The organism is Pedobacter sp. ISL-64, from assembly GCF_018613605.1.
Lineage (GTDB): Bacteria > Bacteroidota > Bacteroidia > Sphingobacteriales > Sphingobacteriaceae > Pedobacter.
In genome coordinates this window covers 24622-49335 of the sequence record NZ_JAGGPU010000028.1, presented here as the reverse complement: position 1 = coordinate 49335, position 24714 = coordinate 24622, and the positions used below count along the sequence as shown (strand labels likewise).

At 37.8% G+C, this 24714-nt stretch carries 37 protein-coding genes; 35 read left to right on the top strand and 2 right to left on the bottom strand.

Translation table 11 applies throughout. From position 1 onward, the window contains the following. Window positions 1-60 precede the first annotated feature (60 nt). From J7E57_RS25480 to J7E57_RS25310, 35 genes are all read left to right on the top strand, one after another. Window positions 61-312, top strand: a complete 252-nt coding sequence (locus J7E57_RS25480; protein WP_215124800.1) for a hypothetical protein — start codon at window positions 61-63, stop codon at window positions 310-312. Beyond that, window positions 302-634 carry a type II toxin-antitoxin system RelE/ParE family toxin gene (locus tag J7E57_RS25475; RefSeq protein ID WP_215124799.1) on the top strand — a complete coding sequence of 111 codons (333 nt, stop codon included), beginning with the start codon at window positions 302-304 and terminating at the stop codon, window positions 632-634. Before J7E57_RS25480 ends, J7E57_RS25475 begins: the two co-directional genes overlap by 11 nt. A gap of 118 nt (window positions 635-752) precedes the next feature. After that, complete coding sequence (locus J7E57_RS25470) at window positions 753-1586, top strand: sulfite exporter TauE/SafE family protein (RefSeq protein ID WP_215124798.1); 834 nt, start codon at window positions 753-755, stop codon at window positions 1584-1586. Then, entirely contained in the window at window positions 1586-1981 is a 396-nt protein-coding gene (locus tag J7E57_RS25465) for a DUF1634 domain-containing protein (RefSeq protein WP_215124797.1), read from the top strand. Before J7E57_RS25470 ends, J7E57_RS25465 begins: the two co-directional genes overlap by 1 nt. Window positions 1982-2072: 91 nt before the next feature. Further along, on the top strand, window positions 2073-3332 hold the full coding sequence (locus J7E57_RS25460) for a hypothetical protein (RefSeq protein WP_215124796.1): 1260 nt from the start codon (window positions 2073-2075) through the stop codon (window positions 3330-3332). A gap of 278 nt (window positions 3333-3610) precedes the next feature. Beyond that, window positions 3611-4228, top strand: coding sequence for a 50S ribosomal protein L3 (gene rplC / locus J7E57_RS25455; RefSeq protein WP_029278646.1), 618 nt, complete (start codon window positions 3611-3613; stop codon window positions 4226-4228). A 4-nt stretch (window positions 4229-4232) separates the two neighbouring features. Next, the gene (gene rplD / locus J7E57_RS25450) at window positions 4233-4862 is read left to right on the top strand and encodes a 50S ribosomal protein L4 (RefSeq protein ID WP_029278647.1); all 630 of its coding nucleotides are present in this window, start codon (window positions 4233-4235) and stop codon (window positions 4860-4862) included. Window position 4863: 1 nt separating this feature from the next. Further along, entirely contained in the window at window positions 4864-5154 is a 291-nt protein-coding gene (gene rplW / locus J7E57_RS25445; protein WP_029278648.1) for a 50S ribosomal protein L23, read from the top strand. A gap of 20 nt (window positions 5155-5174) precedes the next feature. Next, complete coding sequence (rplB, locus tag J7E57_RS25440; protein ID WP_057932151.1) at window positions 5175-5999, top strand: 50S ribosomal protein L2; 825 nt, start codon at window positions 5175-5177, stop codon at window positions 5997-5999. Beyond that, window positions 5999-6265, top strand: coding sequence for a 30S ribosomal protein S19 (rpsS, locus tag J7E57_RS25435; RefSeq protein WP_010599906.1), 267 nt, complete (start codon window positions 5999-6001; stop codon window positions 6263-6265). The genes rplB and rpsS overlap by 1 nt, the downstream gene beginning before the upstream one ends. A gap of 7 nt (window positions 6266-6272) precedes the next feature. Beyond that, on the top strand, window positions 6273-6635 hold the full coding sequence (gene rplV, locus J7E57_RS25430) for a 50S ribosomal protein L22 (RefSeq protein ID WP_029278650.1): 363 nt from the start codon (window positions 6273-6275) through the stop codon (window positions 6633-6635). A 9-nt stretch (window positions 6636-6644) separates the two neighbouring features. After that, window positions 6645-7496, top strand: coding sequence for a 30S ribosomal protein S3 (gene rpsC / locus J7E57_RS25425; protein WP_215124795.1), 852 nt, complete (start codon window positions 6645-6647; stop codon window positions 7494-7496). A 40-nt stretch (window positions 7497-7536) separates the two neighbouring features. Then, window positions 7537-7959 carry a 50S ribosomal protein L16 gene (gene rplP / locus J7E57_RS25420; protein WP_010599903.1) on the top strand — a complete coding sequence of 141 codons (423 nt, stop codon included), beginning with the start codon at window positions 7537-7539 and terminating at the stop codon, window positions 7957-7959. 73 nt (window positions 7960-8032) lie between these two features. Continuing rightward, window positions 8033-8245, top strand: coding sequence for a 50S ribosomal protein L29 (gene rpmC, locus J7E57_RS25415; protein WP_025145217.1), 213 nt, complete (start codon window positions 8033-8035; stop codon window positions 8243-8245). A 13-nt stretch (window positions 8246-8258) separates the two neighbouring features. After that, a complete protein-coding gene (rpsQ, locus tag J7E57_RS25410; protein ID WP_010599901.1) occupies window positions 8259-8513 on the top strand; it encodes a 30S ribosomal protein S17 in 255 nt (84 codons plus the stop codon). A 1-nt stretch (window position 8514) separates the two neighbouring features. After that, window positions 8515-8883, top strand: coding sequence for a 50S ribosomal protein L14 (gene rplN / locus J7E57_RS25405; RefSeq protein ID WP_010599900.1), 369 nt, complete (start codon window positions 8515-8517; stop codon window positions 8881-8883). Between the two features lies 1 nt (window position 8884). Next, on the top strand, window positions 8885-9226 hold the full coding sequence (gene rplX / locus J7E57_RS25400; protein ID WP_029278653.1) for a 50S ribosomal protein L24: 342 nt from the start codon (window positions 8885-8887) through the stop codon (window positions 9224-9226). Next, a complete protein-coding gene (gene rplE / locus J7E57_RS25395; protein ID WP_088301915.1) occupies window positions 9223-9789 on the top strand; it encodes a 50S ribosomal protein L5 in 567 nt (188 codons plus the stop codon). The genes rplX and rplE overlap by 4 nt, the downstream gene beginning before the upstream one ends. Further along, on the top strand, window positions 9789-10058 hold the full coding sequence (gene rpsN / locus J7E57_RS25390) for a 30S ribosomal protein S14 (protein ID WP_025145214.1): 270 nt from the start codon (window positions 9789-9791) through the stop codon (window positions 10056-10058). Before rplE ends, rpsN begins: the two co-directional genes overlap by 1 nt. 162 nt (window positions 10059-10220) lie before the next feature. Next, window positions 10221-10619 carry a 30S ribosomal protein S8 gene (rpsH, locus tag J7E57_RS25385; RefSeq protein ID WP_131532643.1) on the top strand — a complete coding sequence of 133 codons (399 nt, stop codon included), beginning with the start codon at window positions 10221-10223 and terminating at the stop codon, window positions 10617-10619. Between the two features lie 18 nt (window positions 10620-10637). Further along, window positions 10638-11195, top strand: coding sequence for a 50S ribosomal protein L6 (gene rplF / locus J7E57_RS25380; protein ID WP_215124794.1), 558 nt, complete (start codon window positions 10638-10640; stop codon window positions 11193-11195). Between the two features lie 5 nt (window positions 11196-11200). Beyond that, the gene (gene rplR, locus J7E57_RS25375) at window positions 11201-11554 is read left to right on the top strand and encodes a 50S ribosomal protein L18 (RefSeq protein WP_131532647.1); all 354 of its coding nucleotides are present in this window, start codon (window positions 11201-11203) and stop codon (window positions 11552-11554) included. A gap of 17 nt (window positions 11555-11571) precedes the next feature. Beyond that, complete coding sequence (gene rpsE, locus J7E57_RS25370) at window positions 11572-12090, top strand: 30S ribosomal protein S5 (RefSeq protein ID WP_010599893.1); 519 nt, start codon at window positions 11572-11574, stop codon at window positions 12088-12090. 4 nt (window positions 12091-12094) lie between these two features. Continuing rightward, on the top strand, window positions 12095-12274 hold the full coding sequence (gene rpmD, locus J7E57_RS25365; RefSeq protein WP_010599892.1) for a 50S ribosomal protein L30: 180 nt from the start codon (window positions 12095-12097) through the stop codon (window positions 12272-12274). Between the two features lie 104 nt (window positions 12275-12378). Continuing rightward, the gene (gene rplO, locus J7E57_RS25360; RefSeq protein WP_025145210.1) at window positions 12379-12825 is read left to right on the top strand and encodes a 50S ribosomal protein L15; all 447 of its coding nucleotides are present in this window, start codon (window positions 12379-12381) and stop codon (window positions 12823-12825) included. 7 nt (window positions 12826-12832) lie between these two features. After that, window positions 12833-14173, top strand: coding sequence for a preprotein translocase subunit SecY (gene secY, locus J7E57_RS25355; protein WP_029278656.1), 1341 nt, complete (start codon window positions 12833-12835; stop codon window positions 14171-14173). Window positions 14174-14181: 8 nt separating this feature from the next. Next, on the top strand, window positions 14182-14967 hold the full coding sequence (gene map / locus J7E57_RS25350; protein WP_057932148.1) for a type I methionyl aminopeptidase: 786 nt from the start codon (window positions 14182-14184) through the stop codon (window positions 14965-14967). A gap of 71 nt (window positions 14968-15038) precedes the next feature. Then, window positions 15039-15257, top strand: a complete 219-nt coding sequence (infA, locus tag J7E57_RS25345) for a translation initiation factor IF-1 (protein WP_010599888.1) — start codon at window positions 15039-15041, stop codon at window positions 15255-15257. Window position 15258: 1 nt separating this feature from the next. Continuing rightward, the gene (gene rpmJ / locus J7E57_RS25340; RefSeq protein WP_010599887.1) at window positions 15259-15375 is read left to right on the top strand and encodes a 50S ribosomal protein L36; all 117 of its coding nucleotides are present in this window, start codon (window positions 15259-15261) and stop codon (window positions 15373-15375) included. Window positions 15376-15443: 68 nt separating this feature from the next. Continuing rightward, on the top strand, window positions 15444-15821 hold the full coding sequence (rpsM, locus tag J7E57_RS25335) for a 30S ribosomal protein S13 (protein WP_215124793.1): 378 nt from the start codon (window positions 15444-15446) through the stop codon (window positions 15819-15821). Window positions 15822-15916: 95 nt separating this feature from the next. Further along, entirely contained in the window at window positions 15917-16306 is a 390-nt protein-coding gene (rpsK, locus tag J7E57_RS25330) for a 30S ribosomal protein S11 (protein WP_131532654.1), read from the top strand. A gap of 62 nt (window positions 16307-16368) precedes the next feature. Beyond that, window positions 16369-16977: a 30S ribosomal protein S4 gene (gene rpsD, locus J7E57_RS25325; RefSeq protein ID WP_029282720.1), complete on the top strand. Its 609-nt coding sequence runs from the start codon at window positions 16369-16371 to the stop codon at window positions 16975-16977. Between the two features lie 85 nt (window positions 16978-17062). Then, complete coding sequence (locus tag J7E57_RS25320) at window positions 17063-18055, top strand: DNA-directed RNA polymerase subunit alpha (RefSeq protein WP_025145205.1); 993 nt, start codon at window positions 17063-17065, stop codon at window positions 18053-18055. A gap of 134 nt (window positions 18056-18189) precedes the next feature. Continuing rightward, window positions 18190-18714, top strand: coding sequence for a 50S ribosomal protein L17 (rplQ, locus tag J7E57_RS25315; RefSeq protein WP_215124792.1), 525 nt, complete (start codon window positions 18190-18192; stop codon window positions 18712-18714). A 337-nt stretch (window positions 18715-19051) separates the two neighbouring features. Then, window positions 19052-22021, top strand: coding sequence for a glycoside hydrolase domain-containing protein (locus J7E57_RS25310; protein WP_215124791.1), 2970 nt, complete (start codon window positions 19052-19054; stop codon window positions 22019-22021). A gap of 180 nt (window positions 22022-22201) precedes the next feature. Here J7E57_RS25310 and J7E57_RS25305 read toward each other — a convergent pair whose 3' ends face one another. Together J7E57_RS25305 and J7E57_RS25300 are read right to left on the bottom strand one after the other, a co-directional pair. Continuing rightward, window positions 22202-22834, bottom strand: coding sequence for a gluconate 2-dehydrogenase subunit 3 family protein (locus J7E57_RS25305; protein WP_215124790.1), 633 nt, complete (start codon window positions 22832-22834; stop codon window positions 22202-22204). An 11-nt stretch (window positions 22835-22845) separates the two neighbouring features. Further along, the gene (locus J7E57_RS25300) at window positions 22846-24582 is read right to left on the bottom strand and encodes a GMC family oxidoreductase (RefSeq protein ID WP_215124789.1); all 1737 of its coding nucleotides are present in this window, start codon (window positions 24580-24582) and stop codon (window positions 22846-22848) included. Window positions 24583-24714 lie beyond the last annotated feature (132 nt).

Sequence of the window (24714 nt, the reverse complement as noted above, 5' to 3'; positions counted from 1 at the left end):
AACAATTTAATGGCTTAAACTATCAAACAATTCTTCCTATTATTTTTTAACTTTGTTATTATGACTACTTTAACTGTAAATATCAACGATAAAAAAACTGAGAAAGCTGTAAAAGCAGTTTTAGATGCTTTAGGCTTAAATTATGATATCGATAAAGAAGCTAAAGTAACTAAAAAACCTTTGAATGCGGCTGAAGAAGCAATGTATGCTCGTTTAAAAAACTCTTTTGAACAAATTAAACTTCATCAGGAAGGTAAGATTAAGTTGAAATCTATTGAAGAACTTTTAACTGAGTTGGAAAATGAAGTTTGAAGTTGTACCAACTGAAGATTTTGCCAAGGAATTAAAACGAATTGCTAAAAAATATCGGGGTATACTTACTGATGTTGCCGAACTATCAAAAGAAATTAAAGCAAATCCAACTCAGGGTGTTCACCTTGGCCAAAACGTTTACAAGATTCGTTTAGCCATTTCTGGTACCAATAAAGGAAAATCAGGTGGGGCAAGAGTAATTACCTATGTATTGCTTGATAATGAAACTGTTTTTCTTATAGAAATTTACCTCAAAAGTGAGCTTGATACCATTGATGTAAATCGAATTATTCAGCGTTTGAAAGATGTTGGAATAATTTGAAATTTAAATGTAGCGGATTTGCTGTTCTTAAAATTCTATTTCCCCATATAACATATAGACTTTATTTTATTCCCTTAATCCTTCGTTTACCCAAAAACAGTGCATTATATTTGCCCGCATGTCGGTATTGCTGTTTACCATTATCGTTTTATTAGGTGCTTTTTTAGCCGGATTATTAGGCTCGCTAACAGGTTTAGGTGGTGGGGTGATTATTATTCCCTTGCTCACTTTGGCTTTAGGGGTTGATATCCATTATGCCATCGGTGCATCTATTGTTTCTGTTATCGCTACCTCTTCGGGTTCGGCAGCAGCTTATGTAAAAGAAGGGATTACCAATATCCGGATCGGGATGTTTTTAGAGATCGCAACTACAATTGGAGCAGTTTGCGGGGCAATTGTAGCGGTTTATCTCAATGCCAATTATATTGCTATTCTATTTGGCTGTATCCTGATTTTTTCGGCCATCATGACGCTAAAGAAAAAGGTAGATCATACCACTTTAGACAATACCGATAAATGGGCCAATTTTTTTAAACTCAATGGATCTTATCCGGATAAAGGTATAGATCATCCATATGCGGTAAAACATGTTCCGGGAGGTTTTTTAATGATGCTTTTTGCCGGAACATTATCGGGTTTGCTGGGTATTGGGAGTGGGGCATTAAAAGTAATCGCGATGGATAACATTATGCGTTTGCCATTTAAGGTATCAACAACAACCAGTAATTTTATGATGGGGGTTACTGCTGCTGCCAGTGCGGTGGTTTACTTACATCGTGGCCAGATCGATCCGGGCATTGCCATGCCAGTATGTATCGGCGTTTTAACTGGCGCAACTATTGGTTCAAAAATTTTATTAAGAGCCAAAACCGATAAGCTCAAAATGATATTTGCCGTAGTTGTTGTATTCTTGGCATTACAGATGATTTATAAAGGAATAAGCGGATTATAATGCGTACAACAGGAAAAGAAAACCTAAACGATAAGGATATTCAGGTAATTTTGGGTACGCTTCTGCGTGCAGGTGTAATTATTTCGATGAGCATTGTATTAATAGGTGGTGCCATTTTTCTAATCCATAATAGTGGGGCCATTACCGACTATAAAGTTTTTAAACCCGAGCTGAGCAAGTTTTCTTCTATAGTGGCCATATTTAAGGGGGTATCTACTTTTCAGGGCGATGCCATTGTACAATTTGGTATCCTGATGCTCATTTTTACGCCAATTGCACGTATTGTTTTTGCTATTTTTAGCTTTTTGATCGAACGCGATTACCTATATGTACTCATTGGATTTATCATTTTAGCCATCATAACCATCAGTTTAAATGGTGGTTTGGCACATTAGTTCAGGAGGGATATTCTTGTTGAAATTTTTTTAAAGATTTGGATTTAAATTTTTAAAATTGTGTTCAAGAAAACTTCAAAATAAAACCATAATGGCAAAATCAGGGAAGGTTGTTCAACTGTTTCAAAAACCCGAAAATTTTATTAAATCCCGTGCCAGGGAACTAGAACTTGGGCATTGTTATATCACAGAAGAATGGGAAGAAACGGGTATTGCTAATATACTGGTTAGTCGTAAACATACCAATGGGAATTTTACTTTAGGAATTTACCTCATAGATTTAAAATGTTTAGGCATAAAGGATACTATGTTTAAGTTTAATGTAACCGACGAAGAACTGGATTACTTTGCAGATTATGTGGGAGGTAATGAGATTGAGTATAATGAAGTTCATAACATTATTTATGGTGCCGAAGCCTTTGCTAAAGATTGTGGCTTTAAGGCGCATAAAGATTGGACAATAACCCAATTTATACTTGAGGAAGATAATGATCGCATCCCATTGATAGATGTAGAGTTCGGAGAAGATGGTATCCCTGCCTATTATGTAGGGCCGAATGATAGCCCTGCTAAAGTAAATCAGATACTAGCTACGTTGGATAAGCATGTTGGGCAGGGCAATTACTTGTTTTATAATGATGAAGATGAGTTTGAGGATGATGAAATTATTGAAGACGATAATGAGCAAAGTTTTAAGCAGATATACTATACTTTTACTGGCGCTTACCGTGATAAATTTGGTGAAAGCGAAACCGCTACCTTAGATAAAGACCATATTGTCGAAATTTGGGGCCAAAAGGTGGATTGTGGACTTTACAGCCTCAATGATGAACTGGATGATCGTATTATTGAATGTGCCGAAGAATATGAATCGATTTTTGAGGACAAAAGTGTCGAAAGTATCAGTCAAATTCATGCTCTTCTAATCAAAAACCCTGACATGCCATTATTTTACGCAGAATTATTTTTGCAATATAAAATGGTAGGACTTCATGGAAAGGCCGATGCCATAGCCAAAAAGGGGATGCAACTTTTCCCTGATTTCTTATACTTACGGCTTTATGTGGCCCATGCAGCGATGATTGATCGTGAACTGAAGAAAGGCTTAAAGTTACTGAATAACAACTACAAACTTGATGAGGCATTCCCAAAGAGAACGGCATTTTCGGAAGGAGAATTTATGCTTTTTTATGCTGCGCTGTGCCAATACTTTATTGCTAAAGGTAATTTAATTAATGCTATCATCTGTAGCGATGCGCTGATCGCCGAGATTTATAAATATGCCTGTAGTGAAAATGCGGTACTTGATCTTTTAGCACAGGTTAAAGCCAAGTTGGGAGAGGTATACTAAACTGCAAATATTGATTAATTATGGTATTTTTGAACCTGTAATATGGTCTAAAGTGCTTTTAATCAAATTTATAACTATCAGTTTAAACACCCTAATAGCCCATTAACCTTCATTTTTAGGTTAACCTCCATCATATCAGCAATTTATTTGAAAAAATATTTGGCTAACTATTTGAAAATTAATATTTCTTGCCTATCTTTGCCGTCCCTTTCGGGGGATGTACAACCACCTTGAACGAAGCCCTACTGCTTCGATGGGTGTTAAAAAGAAAAGATAAAATGTCAGGAATTATTGGAAAAAAAGTAGGAATGACCAGTATCTTTGATGCCGAAGGAAGAAACATTCCTTGTACGGTAATCGAGGCTGGACCTTGTGTAGTTACACAGGTAAAAACCGAAGAAGTAGATGGTTATTCATCAATCCAGTTGGGTTACGATGAGAAAAAAGAGAAAAACACAACTCAACCATTGAAAGGCCATTTCGCGAAAGCAAACACAACTCCGAAACGCAAGCTGGTAGAATTTGATTCGTTTACAACTTCACTTAATTTAGGTGATGTAGTAACGGTTGATTCTTTCGCAGAAGGCGATTTTGTTGATGTTGTAGGTACCTCAAAAGGTAAAGGTTTTCAAGGTGTTGTAAAACGCCACGGATTTGCCGGTGTTGGTATGCAGACTCACGGTCAGCATAACCGTTTACGTGCCCCAGGTTCATTGGGAGCATCATCATTCCCTTCACGTGTATTCAAAGGAATGCGCATGGCTGGAAGAACAGGTGGAGACAGGGTAAAAGTTCAGAACTTACAAGTTTTGAAAGTTTATGCTGAGCAAAACTTATTAGTAGTTAGTGGTTCCATTCCAGGAGCTAAAGGTTCTTACGTAATCTTAGACAAGTAATCAGATGGAAGTTAAAGTATTAAACATTTCAGGTAAAGAAACAGGTGCCAAGGTGCAACTTCCTGAATCGGTATTTGGTATCGAGCCTAACGACCACGCGATTTATTTAGATGTAAAACAGTATTTGGCTAACCAACGTCAAGGTACTCACAAATCTAAACAACGTAATGAGATTGCTGGTTCAACTCGTAAACTATACAAACAAAAAGGTACAGGTGGTGCCCGTGCTGGTAGCATTAAATCTCCGTTATTTAACGGTGGTGGTCGTGTTTTCGGTCCTCAGCCACGTGATTATAGCTTTAAATTGAACAAGAAATTAAAATCATTAGCACGTAAATCTGCTTTGGCTTATAAAGCGAAAGACAACAACGTGGTAGTTTTAGAAGATTTCAACTTCGATACAGCTAAAACTAAAAACTATACAAGTTTATTGGCTGCGTTAAACGTAGGTACTCAAAAAACTTTATTGGTTTTACCTGCGCAAAATAATAATATCTATTTATCAAGCAGAAACATTCAGAAAACTAAAGTAATCTCGGCAGCAGATTTAAATACTTATGATGTATTAAACGCTGGTGTACTTGTGTTAACTGCTGATTCTGTTAAAACTTTGGAGGAGGCGTTTGCCAAATAATATGGAAATTTTAAAAAAACCAATATTAACCGAAAAAGCTTCAGCTTTAACTGAGAAATCTAACCGTTTCACATTTAGCGTTAACCACAAGGCTAACAAAATCCAGATTAAACAAGCAATTGAGAAATTGTACGGTGTAACCATCGTTGCGGTTAACACAATGGTTGTTGATGGAAAAGCTAAATCTCGTTACACTAAAGCAGGTTTTGTATCTGGCCGTAGCCCGAAATACAAAAAAGCAATCGTAACGTTAAAAGACGGCGAAACAATAGATTATTACGCAACCCTTTAATTTAATAATTCATTATAACTATGGGCTTAAGAAAATTTAAACCAGTTACTCCAGGTACCCGCTTCAGAGTTGGTGCTAGTTTTACGGAGATTACAGCAACCAAGCCCGAAAAATCATTGGTTGTATCATCAAAAAAGTCTGGTGGACGTAACAACACAGGAAAAATGACTATGCGCTACATGGGCGGTGGTCACAAAAAATCATATCGTTTAATCGACTTCAAACGCGATAAATTCGATATTCCTGCAACAGTAGCTACTGTTGAATACGATCCAAACCGTACTGCCCGCATCGCATTATTACACTATGCAGATGGCGAGAAGCGTTATATCATCGCTCCTGAAGGATTGCAAGTTGGTTCGGTATTATTATCGGGCGACAAAGCAGCACCAGAAGTAGGTAACACTTTAAAATTATCGAACATTCCATTAGGTTCTATCGTACACAACGTAGAGATCCATCCTGGAAAAGGAGCACAATTAGCTCGTAGTGCAGGTGCTTACGCACAATTAGCTGCCCGCGATGGTAAATATGCTACTTTAAAAATGCCTTCAGGCGAAACCCGTTTAATCTTGACTACTTGTCTTGCTACTATCGGTGCTGTATCTAACTCAGATCATGCAAACGAAGTATTAGGTAAAGCTGGTCGTAAACGTTGGTTGGGCCGTCGTCCGAGAACTAGACCGGTAGCGATGAACCCTGTCGATCACCCAATGGGTGGTGGTGAAGGTAGATCATCAGGTGGTCACCCACGTTCAAGAAATGGTGTTTTAGCTAAAGGCTTCAAAACCAGAGAACTTAAAAAATATTCTAATCGTTACATCATAGAGAGAAGGAAGAAATAATGGCTCGTTCGATAAAAAAAGGACCTTATATTGACCATAACGTAGAGAAAAAAGTAAACTCTATGAATGATTCAGGCAAAAAGTCTGTAATCAAAACTTGGTCTCGCAGATCAATGATATCACCAGATTTCGTGAATCATACATTTGCTGTACACAACGGAAATAAATTTATCCCTGTGTACGTAACAGAAAACATGGTTGGTCACAAGTTGGGAGAATTTGCTCCAACCAGAACATTCAGAGGACACGCTGAAAAGAAAAAATAATTAGACAATGGAAGCAATAGCAAAATTAAACAATTGTCCAACCTCACCGCGTAAGATGCGTTTGGTTGTAGATCTTATCAGAGGTGAACGTGTAGAAAAAGCATTAAGCATTTTAAAGTTTACCAATAAAGAAGCAGCAATAAGAGTTGAGAAATTATTATTATCTGCTATCAAAAACTGGGAATCTAAAAATGAAGGTGCTCGCCCTGAAGAAAACCAACTTTTTGTAAAAACAGTTATGGTTGATGGTGGCCGTCAGTTGAAACGCTTACGTCCAGCTCCTCAAGGCCGTGGATATAGAATTCGTAAACGTTCTAACCACGTAACGCTGATTGTAGATAGTAAAAGTACAGAAACAACTCAAAACTAATTTTAGGAAATGGGACAAAAAGCAAATCCAATAGGTAACAGGTTAGGTATCATCAAAGGATGGGATTCTAACTGGTTCGGTGGCAACAACTACTCCGATAAATTAGTTGAAGATGAGAAAATAAGAAAATACCTTTCTGCCCGTATCGCTAAAGGCGGTGTTGCAAAAGTAGTAATCGAGCGTACGTTAAAACGTATCACGGTAACTATCCACACAGCTCGCCCGGGTATCGTAATCGGTAAAGCAGGTGCTGAGGTTGATAAAATCAAAGAAGAGTTAAAGAAATTAACTAAAAAGGAAATTCAAATTAACATCTTCGAAATTAAACGCCCAGAGCTTGATGCACAATTAGTTGCAGAAGGTGTTGCAAAACAATTAGAAGCAAGGATCTCATTCCGTAGAGCAATGAAATCTTCTATCGCATCAACCATGCGTATGGGTGCTGAAGGTATTAAAATCATGACTTCTGGTCGTTTAGGTGGTGCTGAGATGGCACGTACCGAGCAGTACAAAGAAGGAAGAGTGCCTTTGCATACATTCCGTGCTGATATCGACTACGCTTTAGCTGAAGCCTTAACTACTTATGGTAAAATAGGTGTTAAAGTTTGGATCTGTAAAGGTGAGGTTTATGGAAAACGTGATTTGTCTCCAAACATTGGTGCAACAAACAACGGTCCAAAAGGCGCATCAGATAAACCAGCTTTCGGTGGTAGAGATAACAGAGGTGGTGGAAGAGATAACCGTGGCGGTGGTAACGACAGACGTGGTGGAAACCAAGGTGGTGGTCGTGGTCCAGGTCAAGGTGGTCCCGGAGCAAATAGAGGTGGTGGCGCAGGCGCTAACAGAGGTCCTCGTAAATAATTGATTTATTAACATCGTTTAACGATTAGAACAAAATAAAATGTTACAGCCAAAAAGAACGAAGTTCAGGAAGATGCAAAAAGGCAGAATGAAGGGTTTAGCTTCTCGTGGAGCTGAGTTAGCATTCGGATCTTTCGGTATCAAATCTCTAGAAGCTACTTGGATCACAAGTCGTCAGATAGAGGCTGCCCGTATTGCCGTAACTCGTTTCATGAAACGTGAAGGCCAAGTATGGATCAGGATCTTCCCGGACAAACCGGTAACTAAAAAACCTGCTGAGGTACGTATGGGTAAAGGTAAAGGTGCTCCTGAATATTGGGTAGCAGTTGTAAGACCAGGACGTGTAATTTTCGAAGCTGAAGGTGTGCCTTTAGAAGTTGCTAAAGAAGCATTGCGTTTAGCAGCTCAGAAATTACCGATCCAAACCAAATTCGTAGTACGTAGAGATTACGTAGAAGCATAGTAAAGAGTTGAGGTGAATGTTGTAAATACTTGTTTATTATAACCGCTACACTCAACGTAAAAGAAAAAGAAAAATGAAAAATTCAGAAATCACAGGGCTTTCAAAAGAAGAATTAGTAGCTAAGATTGCGGAAGAAAAAGAGAACTTATCAAAATTGAAGTTCGCTCACACTATTTCAGCTATCGAAAATCCTTCACGTATTGCAAAAGTAAGGAAAGACATAGCCCGTTTAAACACTGAGTTGACGAAAGTGAAAAACACTGAGTCAGCTACTGAAACTAAATAATTTGAGAGTCGACATGGAAAGACAATTAAGAAAAACAAGAACCGGGTTAGTGGTAAGCAACAAGATGGATAAATCTGTTGTAGTGAGCGTGGAACGTAAAGTAAAACACCCGATTTATGGTAAGTTCGTAAAGAAAACTACCAAATTTATGGCTCACGACGAGAAAAACGAATGCGGTATCGGTGATACAGTATTGATTATGGAAACTCGTCCTTTGAGTAAAAACAAGAACTGGAGATTGGTACAAATTTTAGAAAGAGCTAAATAAGATGGTACAACAGGAATCGAGATTAAACGTTGCTGATAACAGCGGCGCAAAAGAAGTATTAGTAATTCGCGTGCTAGGTGGAACCGGCAAACGTTATGCTTCAATTGGTGATAAAGTAGTTGTTACCGTAAAAAGCGCGTTACCTTCAGGTAACATTAAAAAAGGTACAGTTTCTAAAGCAGTTGTTGTAAGAACTAAAAAAGAAATCCGTCGTAAAGATGGTTCTTATATCCGTTTTGACGATAATGCAGCTGTATTATTGAACGCACAGGATGAGCCAAGAGGTACACGTATCTTTGGCCCGGTTGCGAGAGAACTACGTGAAAAACAATTCATGAAAATTGTATCATTAGCACCGGAGGTATTATAAAATGGGAAACAAAGTAAATACACCATCAAAACTTAAAATCCGCACAGGAGATTTAGTTAAAGTCATTGCTGGCGATTCAAAAGGTCAACAAGGAAAAGTACTTTCAGTACTTATAGATAAAAACAGAGCCATTGTAGAAGGCATTAACTTAGTATCTAAACATACTAAACCAAATGCTGCTAATCCTAACGGTGGTATTATTAAAAAAGAAGCTGCTCTTCACATTTCTAACTTGATGTTGGTTGATCCAAAATCTGGTAAAGCTACCCGCGTAGGTCGTAAACTTAACGCAGATGGTAAATTAGTTAGAGTTGCTAAAATTTCAGGAGAGGAGATTAAATAATGGCTACACCTAGATTAAAAAGCAAATACAAAGAAGAAGTTGTAAATGCACTAAAAGAAAAATTTCAGTACAAAACTGTAATGCAGGTTCCTAAATTGGAAAAAATCTGTATCAATCAGGGTGTTGGTCGTTTTTCTGTTACTGATAAAAAGATTATGGATACCACAATCGTTGAGTTGTCAACCATCACTGGTCAACAAGCGGTTCCGGCTAATTCAAAGAAAGATATCTCTAACTTTAAATTACGTAAAGGTATGCCGGTAGGTGTACGTGTTACTTTACGCGATAACAATATGTATGAGTTCTTAGATCGTTTGATCTCTGTAGCTTTGCCTCGTATTCGTGATTTCAAAGGTATCAATGATAAAGGATTTGATGGAAAAGGTAACTACACATTAGGAGTTACTGAACAAATCATCTTTCCTGAGATTAATATCGATAAAATCAATAAAATTTTAGGTATGGATATAACTTTCGTAACTTCGGCAAAATCTGACGTTGAGGCTCTTGAGTTATTGAAACAATTCGGATTACCATTTAAAAATCAAAAAACAGCAGAATAATGGCAAAAGAAGGTGTAAAAGCACGCGAAGTTAAGCGCCAAAAATTGGTAGCTAGATACGCTGAAAAACGTGCAGTATTAAAAGCTGCAGGAGATTTCGAGGGTTTAGATAAATTACCTAAAAACTCATCTCCAGTACGTTTACACAACCGTTGTAAATTAACTGGTCGCCCTCGTGGATATATGCGTACCTTTGGTATTTCAAGGGTAACGTTCCGCCAGATGGCACTAGACGGTAAAATACCAGGTGTTAAAAAAGCATCTTGGTAATGCAACTAGTATAAAGTATTTAGTATCAAGTATCAAGTATCAAGAAACCAATCTGGTCTTGATACTTGATACTTATTTCTATATACTAAAAAAAGAATTTTAACCGATAGCAGGTCCCACAGCTGGGTAGCAGAAGGAAACCACTATCAAAAACAATAAAAAATGAATACAGATCCAATAGCAGATTATTTAACAAGAGTAAGGAATGCCATTAAGGCCAACCACCGTGTTGTAGAAATTCCTGCATCAAACCTTAAAAAAGAAATTACTAAAGTTCTTTTTGACAAAGGTTACATCGCGAACTACAAGTTTGAAGATACTACAGTTCAAGGCATTATTAAAATTGCTTTGAAATACAATCCGATTACTAAAGTTCCTGCTATTCGTACTTTGATGCGAATTAGTAAACCAGGTTTGAGAAACTATGCTGGTGTTGAAAATATGCCAAGAGTATTAAACGGTTTAGGTATCGCAATCTTATCTACTTCTAAAGGTGTAATGACCGATAAAGAAGCAGCCAAATTAAACATTGGTGGTGAGGTATTGTGTCACGTTTATTAATATTAGGAGAACAGCACAATGTCAAGAATAGGAAAAGCCCCAATTACAATCCCTGCAGGTGTTACAATTACCGTATCAAAAGATAACGTAGTAACTGTAAAAGGTCCAAAAGGTGAATTAACTCAAACAGTTGATACAGATATCACTGTAAGTCAAGAAGAAGGAATTTTAACAGTTCAACGTCCTTCAGAACAAAAGAAACACAAAGCATTACACGGTTTATACCGCTCTTTGCTTAACAATATGGTTATTGGTGTTACTGATGGTTATAAATTAACTCAAGAATTAGTAGGTGTTGGTTACCGTGCTACAAACACAGGTAATACATTAGATCTGGTTTTAGGTTATTCTCACCATTATGTATTCCAGTTACCAGAAGAGATTAAAGTAACTACATCTTCAGAAAAAGGACAAACACCTAAAATTGTTTTAGAAAGTATCGACAAACAATTAATCGGTCAGGTAGCAGCGAAAATCCGTTCGTTACGTGCACCAGAGCCATATAAAGGTAAAGGTATCAAGTTTGTAGGTGAAGTGTTAAGAAGAAAAGCAGGTAAATCAGCATCTAAGAAATAGTAATCATGGCAGGTAAAAAATTATCAAGAAGAGATCGTATTAAAAAAGGGATCAGAAAGAGACTTACTGGTTCGGAAGAACGTCCAAGGTTATCTGTATTTAGAAGCAATAAAGGGATTTATGCTCAGGTTATTAACGATGTAACCGGTACTACAATAGCTTCAGCATCATCTTTATCAAAAGATTTTTCTGGAACAGGTAACAAAAGTGACCAATCTTTAGCTGTAGGTAAATTAGTAGCAGAGAAAGCAATTGCTGCTGGTGTTAAAGAAGTTGTTTTCGATAGAAACGGCTATCTATACCACGGTCGTATTAAATCGTTGGCAGAGGGTGCCCGCGAAGCTGGTCTAGTATTTTAATCTGAAGAAAAAGTAAGATGTCAACTATTAATATAAAAAGAGTAAAAACCACCGATATCGAATTAAAGGATCGTTTGGTTAGTATACAGCGTGTTGCCAAAGTAACCAAAGGTGGCCGTACTTTCAGCTTCTCAGCAATTGTTGTTGTAGGTGATGAAAACGGTGTTGTTGGTTTCGGTTTAGGTAAAGCGAAAGAGGTAACTGAAGCCATTGCAAAAGGTGTGGATGATGCTAAAAAGAACTTGGTAAAAGTTCCAATTTTAAACGGTACTGTTCCTCACGAGCAAATCGGTAAATTCTCAGGTGGTTTTGTTTTAATCAAACCCGCTGCAGTAGGTACCGGAGTAATTGCCGGTGGTGCGATGCGTGCTGTATTAGAGAGTGCTGGCGTGCATAACGTATTGGCAAAGTCTAAAGGATCATCTAACCCACACAACGTGGTAAAAGCAACTGTTGATGCATTAACTAAAATGCGTGATGCTTATACAGTGGCCCAAACCCGTGGTATAGATTTAAACAAAGTATTTAACGGATAATATCATGGCTAAGATCAAAATAACACAAGTAAAAAGCGTTATCGACAGAAGCGAGCGCCAAAAAAGAACCGTTCAGGCTTTGGGTTTATCTAAAATGAACCAAAGTGTTGAGGTTGAAGCTACACCACAAATTATCGGTATGGTTCGCAAAGTGAACCATTTGGTAGCAATCGAAGCAATCTAGTAAAAGTTTTAAAGGTAGTATGGGTAAAAGCCTGTACTACCTTTATATATGTTTAATCGTTGTACCTGTTTAGTGAAAGCGAAGGGCAACACAAATTCAAAAAAATGAATTTAAGTAATTTAAAACCTGCAGTAGGTTCTACAAAAAACAGCAAAAGAATTGGTCGTGGTACAGGTTCTGGTCGTGGCGGTACTTCAACTCGTGGTCACAAAGGTGCGGGTTCTCGTTCAGGTCACAAAACCAAAATCGGTTTCGAAGGTGGTCAAATGCCTTTACAACGTCGTGTGCCTAAAGTTGGTTTCAAACCAATCAACCGTACTGAATATGTTGGTGTAAACTTAGATGTTTTACAAGCTTTAGCTGAAAAACACAGCTTAACAACTATCGATTTTGCTGCTTTACAAGCACATGGTTTAGCTTCTAAAAACGACTTAGTTAAAATTTTAGGTCGTGGTGAAGTTAAAGCAAAGCTAGAAATTACAGCGCATGCGTTCTCTGCAACCGCACAAAAAGCTATTGAAGCTGCAGGTGGTTCTATTGTAAAATTGTAATTATTAAATGAAGAAGCTATTTACTACTTTAAGTAATATCTGGAAAATTCAGGAATTAAAAGAGCGTATATTGTTTACGCTCTTAATTCTTTTGGTATACCGTTTCGTATCTCACGTGGTTTTACCAGGTGTAGATCCAACTGCTTTAGGCAATAACGAAAAATCAGGAATCTTAGGCTTACTAGATATGTTTGCCGGAGGTTCTTTCTCTCGTGTGTCTATTTTAGCATTGGGGGTAATGCCTTATATCTCTGCATCGATTGTGGTGCAACTATTGGGTATTGCTGTTCCTTCTTTCCAAAAAATGCAGAAAGAGGGCGAAAGTGGTAGAAAGAAAATGAACCAGATTACCCGTTACCTAACGGTAGCGATCACAATCGTTCAATCTGTTGGTTACGTTAAAACGCAAGTTCCTGCAGAAGCTATTTTATTGCCAAATACTTTATTCTTAGTGTTATCTACGTTTGTATTAACGGCAGGTACATTATTTGTAATGTGGTTAGGCGAAAAAATTACTGATAAAGGTATTGGTAACGGTACATCACTGATCATTATGGTTGGTATTATTGCCCGTTTACCAGTTGCAATTTCTCAAGAATTTAGTGCGCGTGTGGGTTCATCTAGTGAAGGTGGAGGCCCGGTGGCATTGGTTTTAGAGATCGTTGCTTTATTTGCGGTTGTAATGTTTACCATTTTAATTGTTCAAGGTGTACGTAAAGTACCTGTACAATACGCAAAGAAAATTGTTGGTAACCGCCAGTTTGGTGGTGTTCGTCAGTACATTCCTTTAAAGGTTAATGCTGCTGGTGTTATGCCAATCATTTTTGCTCAGGCGTTAATGTTTATTCCAGGTGCTTTAATGCAGTTTGTTCCTTCATTACAAGGTTCTTGGTTAATCCAGTTCAGTAACACAACTTCGTTGGCTTATAGCTTAACGTTCGCATTTTTAATTATCGCATTTACTTTCTTCTATACTGCAATTACAGTTAATCCAACTCAAATGAGTGACGATATGAAGAAAAACGGTGGTTTTATCCCAGGCGTTAAACCGGGTTTTGCAACATCAACTTTTATTGATGATGTAATTTCTAAAATCACTTTCCCAGGTGCAGTATTTTTAGCGATCATTGCTATTTTACCTTCGTTAGCGGTTAAGTTCGGCATTAAACAAGAGTTTGCACACTTCTTCGGTGGTACTTCTTTATTGATTTTAGTTGGTGTTGTATTGGATACTTTACAGCAGATCGAAAGTTATTTATTGATGCGCCATTACGATGGTTTGATGAAAACGGGTAGAGTTACTGGCAGAACAGGTGTTCCTGCTGCAAGTAGCAACGCAGCGTTGTAGTGTAACGGATGTCTAAAATTTATTACAAATCTCTTGAGGAGATCGAGTTAATAAGAGAAAGTTCCATGCTTGTTTCTAAAACTTTGGCCGAAGTGGCCAAGGTGATAAAAGCAGGCATGACTACTATTCAGTTAGATAAACTAGCCTATGAGTTTATAAGTGACCACGGAGCGATTCCGGCATTTTTAAACTATAATGGTTTCCCTAATTCTTTATGTATTTCGCCAAATGAGCAGGTTGTTCATGGTTTTCCAAGCGAATACGTAATCCAGGAGGGCGACTTAATTTCAGTTGATTGTGGGGTTATTAAAAACAATTATTTTGGCGATTCGGCCTACACTTTCTCTATCGGGGAAATTGATGCCGAAAAACAGAAATTGATTGAGGTTACTAAACGTTGCCTGGAATTGGGGATAGAAAAAGCTGTTGTTGGTATGCGTATCGGTGATATCGGTTTCGCTGTTCAACAGTATGCAGAAGCTAATGGATTTGGTGTAGTAAGAGAGCTTGTTGGGCACGGTGTTGGTGTAAAACTTCATGAGAAACCAGAAGTTCCGAATTATGGGAAACGTGGTGCAGGGCCAAAACTTGAAGAAGGAATGGTAATTGCGATAGAACCCATGATCAATGCAGGCGTAGCCGGTGTTAAATTCCATAACGATGGATGGACGGTAACCAGTAAAGACAATAAACCATCGGCACATTTTGAACACACAGTAGCCGTAAAAAAGGGCAAAGCAGATGTTTTATCAACGTTTTCTATAATAGAAGAAGTTTTACAACAAAAAAAATAAATAATTAAAATTTTTTATTTAATTTTGCAACCCTGTTTAGAAGCAGCTAATTAAGTAACAATCAATAAAATATGGCTAAACAAGCCTCAATTGAACAAGACGGAGTAATAAGAGAAGCATTATCCAATGCGATGTTCCGGGTAGAACTCGAGAACGGGCATGAGATTATTGCGCATATTTCAGGAAAGATGAGGATGCACTACATCAAAATTCTTCCTGGGGATAAAGTTAAATTGGAAATGTCTCCTTATGATTTAACAAAAGGACGCATTACTTATAGATACAAATAAAATGAAAGTTAGATCATCAATTAAAAAACGTAGCGCTGATTGTAAGATTATTCGCCGTAAAGGTAAACTTTACGTAATCAACAAGAAAAATCCTAAATACAAGCAACGTCAAGGGTAATTAAAAATATTGTAATGAACCGCACAACGGTGGCCCGCCGTTCGGAGTTACTCAAAAAATAAATAAATATGGCAAGGATTTCAGGTATTGATTTACCAAGAAACAAAAGAGGAGAGATCGGTTTAACGTATATCTACGGGATTGGCAGAACAACTGCACAACGTATATTAACTACAGCAGGTATCGACTTGAACAAAAAAGTACAAGACTGGTCTGATGAGGAATTAACAGCTATCCGTACAATGATTAACGATGAGATTAAAGTAGAAGGTGCTTTACGCTCAGAAGTTCAGTTAAACATTAAACGTTTAATGGATATCGGTTGTTACCGTGGTTTACGTCACAGAAAAGGTTTACCTTCTCGTGGTCAGCGTACTAAAAACAACTCACGTACTCGTAAGGGTAAGAGAAAAACAGTTGCTAACAAGAAAAAAGCTACTAAGTAGAAAATAAATGATTGAATTTAGAATGATTGAATTATTGAATGGAAACATTCTCTCATTCAATCACTCAAGCATTCTCTCATTCAGTAATAAAAAACATGGCTAAGAGTAAAAAAGTAACAAAAAAACGTATCGTTGTAATTGAGTCTGTTGGTCAGGCGCATATCAATGCTACCTTCAACAACATCATCGTTACCTTAACAAACAACGGCGGACAAACCATTTCATGGTCTTCTGCTGGTAAAATGGGCTTTAAAGGTTCTAAAAAGAACACGCCGTATGCAGCTGGTCAAGCAGCTTCAGATTGCGGTAAAGTTGCGTTTGATTTAGGTTTACGTAAAGTTGAAGTGTTTGTAAAAGGTCCGGGTTCAGGTCGTGAATCTGCAATCAGAACTTTGCAAGTAGCAGGTATCGAAGTAATGTCTATTAAAGATATCACTCCACTTCCTCACAACGGATGTCGTCCTCCTAAAAAGAGAAGAGTTTAATTAATTTTAAAGCTAAGAATCTCCAGCTTCAGGTTGGATGATACTTTAAAACAGAAAAAAAAATGGCAAGATATACAGGCCCAAAATCAAAAATCGCCCGTAAATTCAGAGAACCAATCTTCGGTCCTGATAAGGTGTTAGACAGAAAAAATTATCCTCCTGGGCAACACGGCTCATCAAAAAGAAGAGGAAAACAATCTGAATATGCTATCCAGTTAATGGAGAAACAAAAAGTAAAATATACTTATGGTGTATTAGAAAAACAGTTCAGTAACTTGTTTAAAAAAGCATCTTCTCGTGCTGGTATTACCGGTGATAACTTACTTCAGTTATTAGAAGCACGTTTAGATAACACAGTTTACCGTTTAGGTATTTCAACAACCCGTTCTGGTGCACGCCAGTTAGTTAGCCATAAACACGTTACCGTGAATGGTGAAGTTGTAAATATCCCTTCATATCAGTTAAAAGCTGGTGATGTGGTTGCTGTTCGTGAAAAATCTAAATCTTTAGAATCAATTAGTAACTCAGTTGCAGGTAGAACGATTAATAAGTTTGCTTGGTTAGAGTGGAATGCTAGTGAATTAACTGGTAAATTCTTAACCTACCCTCAACGTGATGAGATTCCTGAAAACATCAAGGAAAACTTAATCATCGAGTTATACTCAAAGTAATAAATGATCTAGTTAATTACCTCAAAAGGGTAATTAACTTTTTTCATGTTACTATATATTCAATAACGAATTTAAAAAATTATAAATGGCAATTTTAGCATTTCAGAAACCAGACAAAGTGATCATGCAGAAATCAACTGATTTCGATGGCACATTTGAATTTCGTCCTTTAGAGCCCGGTTTCGGTGTAACAATTGGTAATGCCTTAAGAAGAATATTACTTTCTTCATTAGAAGGTTATGCTATTACTACTATTCGTTTTTCAGGCGTTTCTCATGAGTTTTCTACCATGAAAGGTGTTGTAGAAGATTTAACTGATATCATCTTAAACTTAAAACAAGTTCGTTTTAAGAAAACTGGTGATTCAGGTGATTCTGAAAAAGTTTTCATCATCGTTAATGGTCAAGATCAGTTTAAAGCTGGTGATATCACTAAATTCTCTAACAACTTTACAGTTTTAAACCCTGAGCACGTTATTTGCAACATGGATAAATCTGTTACTTTGGAAGTGGAATTAACCATCAATAAAGGACGTGGTTATGTACCTGCTGAAGAAAATAAAGTTGCTGATGCTGTTGTAGGTGTAATCGCAATCGATTCGATTTATACTCCAATGAAAAATGTAAAATACACGATCGAAAACTTTCGTGTTGAGCAAAAAACGGATTATGAAAAATTGGTTTTAGATATTTCTACTGACGGTTCAATTCATCCTGAAGAAGCATTAAAAGAAGCGGCTAAGATCCTTATCCAACACTTTATGTTATTCTCTGATGAGAATTTGGTATTAGAATCTCAAGCTAAAGAAGAAACTAAAGAAGTTGATGAGGAAATTTTACATATGCGTAAAATCCTTAAAACTGAATTGGTAGACATGGATCTTTCAGTTAGAGCATTAAACTGCTTAAAAGCTGCTGATATCCGTACTTTAGCTGATTTGGTTTCTTACGATGTTGCTGATATGTTAAAATTCAGAAACTTCGGTAAAAAATCTTTAACAGAGATTCAAGAATTAGTAAAATCAAAAGGTTTATCTTTCGGTATGAACCTGTCTAAATTTAAATTAGACGAAGAATAAGATTAGTCCTGAGTCTTTAGTCTGGAGTCGTAAGTCTTCCTTTCTAAAGTCTCAACTAAAATAAATAATTTTTCACAGTGTATAATTCCCTCAGCTTAACTGCAAAGAGACGGTATACACTCAATTAAAAAACAATGAGACACGGTAAAAAAGTAAACCACTTAGGTAGAACCGCAAGCCACAGAAAGGCGATGTTAGCTAACATGGCTTCATCACTTATTTTGCACAAAAGAATTACAACTACTTTAGCTAAAGCTAAAGCTTTACGTACTTATGTTGAGCCAATTATCACTAAATCAAAAAATGATACTACTCACTCACGTCGTACAGTATTTGCTTATTTACAAGATAAAGAAGTAGTAACAATCTTATTCCGCGAAATTGCTGAGAAAGTTGCAACCCGTCCAGGTGGTTACACTCGTATCATTAAATTAAACAACCGTTTGGGTGATAACGCTGAAATGGCTTTAATTGAATTGGTAGATTACAATACAGTTTACGGTAAAGACGTAGAAGCTAAAGAAGAGAAGAAAACAACTCGTCGTGGTAGAAGTAAAGCTACTGCTGCACCTAAAGCTGCTGAAGCGAAAGCTGAAGTTGCCGAAGAAGTTGCTCCTGCTGAAGAAGCTCCTGCTACTGAAGAACCAAAAGGAGAATAATTTTATTCACCTTAAGATTAAAAGAGTCCTGTTCGAAAGAGCAGGACTTTTTTTGTGCCATCTTGTACTGTCAGATGTTATTCTGTGGCGTCAGATGTTACCATCTGACGGTTTGTTAAAAATAAATTAGATCTTAAGAATTTCTTCTATGTGTCAGATGGCAACATCTGACACCACTATGAATCTATGGCATAACTCCATTAGGCACATGATAGTCACTAATGAACTATTGACCAATGAACTATTGAACCAAATAAATCAAACGTTTGTCTCATTTTTTCATTACATAGCTTTATTTTAGCTAGGTATCTATAAATTAGCCGAAAACAAATTTGAAATGAAATTTAGGCTTTTTCTATTACTCTGTCTTTTCGGACAGTTATCTCTTTATGCACAAACACTAAAATACACCAATGGTAACAATGCCTGGAACCCTGATTCGTTAGGTAATCATAGAGTTGAGGTGCAGTTTGCTGGTACAGGCCAAATTGCCCATGCTAAAATCGATTGGCGCCGGAGGGATGAACACCCAGAATTAAAAGGGATCATCGTACAAGATGCCAGTGGTAAAACTGTTTCGGTTGTTGGTACAGGTAAATTGGCAAGAGAAAGTGCTGATATTTATTTTGAAGCACCTAGAGCGGGAAAATATTATGTTTACTACCTCGCTTATAAAAATGAGGGAAGAAGTAATTATCCGAAAGGAGTTTATTTAAAGCCCAAACAGGCTGACCAGGCATGGTTAACGGCGGCAAAACAGGTTAAAGTGAATACATCTGTTGTAGAGATCCAATCTATTGATGCTTTCAACTCTTTTTATCCAATGGAAGTAATTGCCACTGGCAAAGAAACGGCGGCAGTAAAGGCCAAATATGCTTCAGAAGCTTTTGTCGTCTTTCCAGAGGACAGAATGTTTCCAATCAAAATGCAGAACGATTTACCTTATCGCTGGGTGCAAAAAGGCGCTGCAAATACTTTTACAGGATCGGCTGGCAAAGGTGAAAACTATGCTTTTCAATTAGGCGTATTTGCTCTGAAAGATCTGAAAAATGTATTGGTTAGCTTTGGCGATTTAAAAAATGCAGCCGGAAAAGTAATTTCTTCAAAATATATTAACTGCTTAAATACAAATGGAACAAGTTATGATAACAAACCTTTGGTTGAAACTGTAAATGTAGCCTCTGGCAAAATTCAGCCGATGTGGATTACGGTTAACATTCCTAAAAATACCGCTGCAGGTATTTATGCTGGGAAATTTACGGTTAAAGCCAATGGGAAATCGAAAGTAATCGATGCCAAAATTACAGTAGGTAACGAAGTTTTGGCCGATGCTGGGGTAGGAACCCCAGATAAACAGACTCGCTTAACCTGGTTAAATTCTACTTTGGCACAAGTGAATACGGTTGTAGCACCATATACGCCACTAACAGTTGATGGGAATGTAATCTCGCTTTTAGGTAGAAAGTTCGAAATCAATGCCGATGGTTTTCCTAAGCAAATTCAGACGTTCTTCAATGCAGAGATGACGGCTTATAGTGAAAAACCTAATAATATCCTGGCAGAATCTATTCACTTTCACTTCTTCAATACGCCAAAAACGCAGGAGAAATTTGTACCAAGCAATTTCCAGATTACCAATAAAGAAGCTGGAACGGTAAAATGGAAGGCCACCAATACTTCTGAAAACCTGAAAATGGATTTAGAAGGTGCTTTAGAGTTTGATGGCTATGTACATTATGTAGTTAAAGTAACTGCTTTAAAAGATGTCGAATTCAGTAATGTCGATTTTCATATCCCTTTTGATAAGAATTCTACAAAATATTTGATGGGCTTAGGTGAAAAAGGTGGCGTTAGACCAGATACCGTAAAATGGAAATGGGATGTAGCGAATAAAAACCAGGATGCTGTTTGGATCGGGAACGTAAATGCAGGCCTGTATTACAACTTAAGAGATGAAAACTATGTTCGCCCGCTTAATACCAATTTCTATCTTCAAAAGCCGTTATTATTGCCTAAATCGTGGGGTAATGGCGATAAAGGTGGCATCCAGATCAATGTTAAAGGCAGTTCGATGCTGGCCGACAATTTTACCGGCGCAAGAAGCATGAATAAAGGCGATGTGCTTTATTATAATTTCAATTTATTGATTACACCTTTCCATTTACTTAATACCGATTTTCAATGGGATAACCGTTTCTATCATAAGTATGGTGATTTAGATACGATCAAAGCTAAAGGTGCAACAGTAGTGAACATTCACCATGCTACGCCAATTAACCCTTGGATCAATTATCCATTTATCGAATGGAAAAAGATGAAAGATTATATCGGTAATGCACACTCGAAAGGTTTAAAAGTTAAAATTTACAACACGGTTCGTGAGCTTTCTAACCATGCATACGAGTGGCCAGCTTTAAGAAGTTTAGGTACTGAAGTATACTCTCCTGGTAAAGGAGGAGGATTTAGCTGGTTGCAGGAGCATTTAGACTCTAATTATATTGCAGCCTGGTTTGTGCCCGAAATTAAAGATGCTGCTGTAATTAATAGCGGAATGAACCGCTGGCACAACTATTATGTAGAAGGAATGAACTGGTTGGTAAACAATGTGGGGATTGACGGTGTGTATCTGGATGATGTGGCTTTTGATCGCGTAACCATGAAACGGATTAAACGTGTATTAACACAGAATAATCACCCAGGTATTATCGACTTGCACTCTGCCAATCAGTACAACAAAAGTGATGGTTTTAACAATAGTGCCATTTTATATTTGGAACATTTCCCTTATCTGAACCGTTTATGGTTCGGCGAATATTTCGATTATCAAAAAAACAATCCTGATTTCTTTTTAACAGAAGTAAGCGGAATTCCATTTGGTTTAATGGGAGAGATGCTGCAAGATGACGGAAACCCTTGGCGTGGTATGATTTATGGCATGACAAGCCGCTTAGGTTGGTCAGACAAAAGTGATCCAAAACCTTTATGGAAAGCCTGGGATAACTTCGGCATTAAAGGATCTGAAATGATTGGTTACTGGAGCGAAAACTGTCCGGTTAAAACGGATAACCCTAAAGTATTGGCAACTGTTTACAAACAAAAAGGTAAAGCAATGATTTCATTGGCAAGTTGGGCAGAAGGAGATATAAAGGTTAATTTAACTATCGATTGGGCCAAGCTGGGGTTAGATGCCGGTAAAGTAAAAATAGCAGCTCCTGCAATTGATAAGTTCCAAACTTCGGGAAGTTATCCTGATGGAAAATCGGTCCCTGTTGAAAAAGGAAAAGGTTTGATTTTGATAGTGGAGTAATATTTTTTGGGCGTCACCCTGAACTTGTTTCAGGGCCTTCATCGTCAGAAGCTAAGCAGTGTTCAAATAATATTATATCGTCATTTCGAGCGGAGTGCAACGCAGTCGAGAAATCTATTATAGATCTCTCTCCCGAAAGTTCGGGACTGAGCTCCAGTCGAGATGACGATTTTTTAGAAATTATACCTTTACATTCTCCATTCCATACTGTTTCAGCACATCTGCTGGAACGCCGGCCCACTGGTTTGGTGCATTACCAACATAACCAATATCTTTTACACCAATTTCTGTAGTGTAAAAACCTGATGCTGTTAAGTTTCTCATTCTATTGAAAAAAGTTACGCCCGCCTGCATTTCTGGTCTGGCTTTTTTAGGATATGCAATTTCATCTACAATTGAAATTTGTTGATCCTCGGATGCCTCAACAAATGATTTTTGGAATTTATTAAAGCTATATACATCCAGCCATTTCAGGCCGCCACGCATCGGTACTTTATGTTCAGGAATATCTTTTACAATAAACTCGATAAATTCTGGCACTTTAGCATCAGATGCACTACCCGATACATCATCTTTAGGAATAATAATGTCGGCAAGAACTGTAATGGTAGCCATTTCATGTTTAGTGAAAAAGGTTTCAGCTTTTAGGTTTTTATCGCGGTCTATTTCCCACTGTTCTCTTCCGGCCTCTTTTGCGGTTTCTTCTGGTGGGGCTACTTCGGTTTTTGTTTCAGGTTGTTTACAGGCATCGAGCAGCACGGTTGTGCTTATGGCTGTTAAACCTAATGCTTTTATGGAATCACGTCTGTTCATATGGTAATTCTTTAAATATTTTGTTTTTTCTTTTGAGCTAAAATATATTCAGCGGTACGCATGGATAGTGCTAGGATAGTCCAGGTGGCATTTTTATCGCCTTGTTGAACAAAGGGACCCGCATCTACCACAAATAAATTTTTACAATCATGTGCCTGGCAGTATTTATTCAAGGCTGATTTTTTAGGATCATCGCCCATGCGGATGGTTCCAACTTCGTGGATAATTTTTCCTGGGTTCAGTAAACCATAATTGGTATCTGCGCCCTGAATTTCGGAAGTAACCACCGCACCCATTTCTTTCATTATCGAAAGGAAAGTTTCTTGCATGTGTTTTGCTTGCAGGATTTCATCTTTGTCCCATTTGTAGTTAAACCTTAAAACAGGAATTCCATATTTATCCACGGTGTCTGGATCAATCTCACAGTAGTTGCTTTCTCTGGCAATTGCGGTGCCACGACCAGCCATACCTACTCCTGTTCCATAAAAACGGCGGTAATCATCTTTTAATGATTTTCCATAACCTCCAGCTTCTTTCATTTTTCCATCTCTACCTGGTACCATTCCGTTCATTTGTGCCACACCGCCTCCAAAGCCATATGCAGGCATACCCATTCCGCCCCAATATTCGATATGATAACCCCGTGGGAAGTTTAATTTCCGGTTATCTAACCACCAGGGCGAATAGATGTGTACACTGCCAACACCATCTTCATTATAACGTTTTCTGTCCATTAACTGTGGAAGAAAGCCTGAAACGCTTGCGCCTGTAGAATCGTGTAGGTATTTTCCCACCACGCCACTACTGTTGGCTAAACCACTTGGATGTGATGATGATTTTGAATTTAATAAGATACGGGCCGATTCGCAGGCACTGGCACCCAATATAACCAGTTTGCCATTTACCTGATATTCTTGCAGGTCTTTTCGGTTTACATAAGAAACACCTTTCGCCGTCCCATCCTTATCAGTGATGACTTCGCGTACCATGGCATCGGTAATTACAGTAAGGTTTCCTGTTTTTATTGCAGGGTTTACCAAACATGATGAGGATGAAAAATCGCCATACACTTTACAGCTTCTTCCACATTGGCCGCAATAGAAACAAGGTGCACGATCGCTATTATTTGGTAGCGCTTCGGTCAGTACAGATCCACGGCCGGTAATTACTTTTACCCCTGCTTTTTCTGCGCCTTTTTTGATGAAAAGTTCATTTAATCTTGGTTTAGGCGGTTTCATGAAAATTCCATCTGGTTCATTTTCTAAACCTTCTGCTGTTCCATAAATACCGATCATGCGATCTACTTTATCATAAAATGGTTTCACATCTGCATAGGTAATCGGCCAATCGTCGGTTAAACCATCAGTAGGCTTAAAATCCTGCGGCCCCATCCGTAGCGAAATTCTTCCCCAGTGATTGGTACGGCCACCGAGCATACGCGAACGGAACCATTCAAATTCACTTTTGTTTTTCTGGGTATAAGGCTCGCCTTCTAATTCCCAGCCTCCATAAGAAGCATCAAAATCTCCAAATGGACGCGTCGTACTTGCACCACGACGGGGAGATTCCCAAGGCCATTTTAATTGATGTGAATCTAATCTTGGATCGAAATTTTGACCGGCCTCAAGCATTAAAACCTTTTGACCAGCATGCGCCAGAACGTAGGCCGCCATTCCACCACCAGCTCCTGAGCCAACAATAATGGCATCATAAACGGTAGGCGATTTTTTTATCTGAAAGTCGCTCATTGATTATGGTTAGATGTTTTATATACTCTAATCTAAAACTTAATTTTTTGAAATAAAAGTGTTCGGCTACTTTGGAATCAATATAGATAATATTGCCCAGGTGTATTTCTAAATCGTATTACGTCATTCATT